The following is a 3,030-nucleotide window of genomic DNA, read 5'->3' as shown; positions in this document are numbered from 1 at the left end:
CCCCTGCCGCGGGGCCCCCCCCCCCCCCCCGCCCTCCCCCCCCCCGGCCTTTTTTATCTTTTTTATCCCCCCACACCCGCCTTCGCGCCGTGGCAACAACTTCATGATCGACCGAGGCACCCCCAGGGGCGGAACCCGGGGGGTCAGTCCTGGAGGCAGGTTCGGAGGGCGGCGGTGAGCAGATTGGCGCGCTCGTCGCCCATCCCGCGCATCTGGTTGACCACATAGCCGAAGCCCACCTGATGCTCGGCGTCGGCGAAGGCCAGGTTGCCGCCCGCGCCGTCGTGGCCGAAGCTGCGCTCACCCAGCAAGGGCCGGGCCGGTGGCGAGTGCAGCAGGAAGCCGGTGCCCCAGCGCTGCCCGGTGTCCGGCGGGCCGTGCCGCTGCTGACCACGCGAGCGAACCACCACCGCGTCGTCCACCGACGCCGCCGTGAGCAGCGGCCCACCCTGGAGTTCCGACACACAGGCGGCGTAGAGGCGCGCGAGGCCCTCGGCGGTGCTCACCGCGCCCGCGCCGGGAACACCGGCGGCCCGGATGGCGTCGTCGTTGAAGCTGACCAGGCCGTCGGCGTCGGCGGGGAAGGCGAAAGCACCGCCCATGGTGATGCCCCGTTCGGCGACCGGGTCCACGAACGGGTCAGGGTCCGGAGGCGGTGCCACGCCCCAGGCGACGGTGTCGCTCTCGGCGGCCGGGAGCCCCAGCCAGGTACGCAGGCCGAGCGGGCCCGCGACGGTGTCGGCGAAGAACGCGCCGGGTAGTTGGCCGGTGATGCGGTGGATCACCTCTCCGACCAACCAGCCGTAGGTCATCGAGTGGTACCCGTGCGCCGTGCCCGGCTCCCACAGCGGGGCCTGCGCCTCGATCGCCTTGATGACCGGATCCCACGCCAGCACCTCGTCGAGGGTCAGCGGTCGGTCCACCGCGGGCAGACCTGCCTGGTGCGTGAGCAGCCAGCGCACCGGGATGTCCGCCTTGCCGTGCTGTCCGAACTCCGGCCAGTAGCGCGTCACGGGAGCGTCGAGGTCGAGCCGGCCCTGCTGGGCCAGCAGGTAGGCGCAGATCGCCAGGATCCCCTTGGTGCAGGAGAAGACGACGACCGGCGTGTGCGCGTCCCAGGGCCGCCCGGTACGGGTGTCGGCCACCCCGCCGTACAGGTCGACGACCTTGCGGCCCCGCACGTAGACGGTGACCGCGGCGCCGACCTCTCCCCGGGAGGTGAAGTTGTCGCGGAAGACGTCGGCGACGCGCCTGAAGCGATCGTCGACGTCGCCGTGGATCTGCGGCTCTGTGACCACTGCCTACCCCTTCACTGACCCTTGGATCAGGGCCTTGATGAACTGTCGCTGGAAGATCAGGAACACGATGAGGGTCGGGGTGAGGATCAGCAGCGACCCGGCGCACAGCAGCACCAGGTCGGTGCCCCACTGGCCCTGGAACGCTCCGAGCGCCCCGGCCATCGTGCGTTTGGTCGCGTCGTCCACGAGGACGATGGCAAGCAGGAACTGGTTCCACGTCCAGAGGAACATCAGGATGGTCAGCGAGGCGATCGCCGGCCGGGCGAGGGGCACCTGGACCCGCCAGAACAACTGCCACGTGCTGCTGCCGTCCACCCGGGCCGCCTCGGACAACTCGACCGGCACGTTGGTGAAGTGTGCCCGCATCCAGAACACCGCGAACGGCATGTAGAGCCCGATCAGCGGCAGGATGATGGCCCAGCGGGTGTTGAGCAGGCCGAGGTCCTGCATCTGGTAGTAGAGCGGCGTGACCACGGCCTCGAACGGCAGGGTCAGACCCAGCAGGAAGAGACCGAAGACGAGCCGGCCACCGGGGACTCGCAGCTGACCGAGCCCGAAGCCGGCCATGGTCGCGATGAGCACCGACACCGGTACGACACCGGCCACGATGAGCAGGCTGGAGCGGAGCAGGGCGCCCATGTTCGCGGCGGTGAACGCGTCGGCGAAGTTGCCCCACTGCGGGTCGGACGGCCACTCGAGCCCGCTGGGCACGGTGCCCCGGGGCTGCAACGCCGCCGAGAGCATGCTCACGAACGGCAGCAGGGTGACGACGATCAGGGCGATCAGGAAGACCCGGCCGGTCAACTGTTCGCGACGGCTCAAGTTCACTGCTTGTCCCCTCGGCTCAGGCGCTGGATCGGCAGCACACACACCAGCACGAGCAGCATGAGTACGACAGCGAGCGCCGAGGCGAGCCCCACCTGCCGCTGCGAGAAGGCCAGCCGGTAGATCTCCAGGCCCGGCACCGTGGTCTGGAGGCCGGGGCCGCCACTGGTGGAGATGTAGACGATGTCGAAGCTCGCCAGCGCCGCGATGATCGTCACGGTGAGGCAGACGCCGATCTCCTGACGCAGGCTGGGCAGGGTCACGGCGAGGAACTCACGGACCGGACCGGCACCGTCGATGCGGGCGGCCTCGTACAGCGCCGGGTCGATCTTGCTCATGCCGGTGACCAGCAGGATCGTGCAGAGGCCGAGCAGGACCCAGGCCCCGATGACGCCGACGGCTGGCAGCGCCGTGTCGAAGTCGCCGAGCCAGGCGCGGGCGACGCCACCCAGTCCGACCGCGCGCAGCGCCTGGTTGACCAGACCGTTCGACGAGAGCAGCCAGCTCCACGCGATGCCCGCCGCCACCAGGGGGATGACCTGCGGCAGGAACAGGATGGTCCGGACGACGGTGCCGAACACGCCGGTGGTGATCCGGCGGACCATGCTCGCCACCAACAGCCCCAGCGCGACGGGAATGAAGCTGAAGAAGACGATCAGGACGATCGCGTTGCCGATGATTTTCAGCAGGTCGCTGTCGGTGAACACGGTGAGGTAGTTGTCCAGGCCCACCCAGCGGGCCACCCCGATGCCGTTCCAGTCGTAGAGCGAGTACTGGAGCGTCAGGACGAGCGGGCGCAGGACGAACACCGCGTACATCACCAGGGCGGGCAGGACGTACACGACGGTGAGCTGCGGACAGCGCCCCTGTGCCTCCCGCTTGCGCAGCCCTCTACGCTCCCCTTCGG

At 69.8% G+C, this 3,030-nt stretch carries 3 protein-coding genes; all 3 read right to left on the bottom strand.

The features are described 5' to 3' along the window. Positions 1-143 precede the first annotated feature (143 nt). From AB0B68_RS32040 to AB0B68_RS32030, 3 genes are read right to left on the bottom strand one after another with little or no spacing between them, the layout of a single operon-like run. Positions 144-1,298, bottom strand: coding sequence for a serine hydrolase domain-containing protein (locus tag AB0B68_RS32040; protein ID WP_357264745.1), 1,155 nt, complete (start codon positions 1,296-1,298; stop codon positions 144-146). 3 nt (positions 1,299-1,301) lie between these two features. Then, on the bottom strand, positions 1,302-2,126 hold the full coding sequence (locus tag AB0B68_RS32035; RefSeq protein WP_124860646.1) for a carbohydrate ABC transporter permease: 825 nt from the start codon (positions 2,124-2,126) through the stop codon (positions 1,302-1,304). Further along, entirely contained in the window at positions 2,123-2,965 is an 843-nt protein-coding gene (locus AB0B68_RS32030; protein ID WP_357208466.1) for a sugar ABC transporter permease, read from the bottom strand. Before AB0B68_RS32030 ends, AB0B68_RS32035 begins: the two co-directional genes overlap by 4 nt. Positions 2,966-3,030: the final 65 nt, after the last annotated feature.

Source organism: Micromonospora sp. NPDC049049 (assembly GCF_040649115.1).
In the GTDB taxonomy this organism is placed as follows: domain Bacteria; phylum Actinomycetota; class Actinomycetes; order Mycobacteriales; family Micromonosporaceae; genus Micromonospora.
The sequence above is the reverse complement of the archived record's forward strand: the minus strand, read 5'-3'. Positions and strand labels throughout refer to the sequence as shown.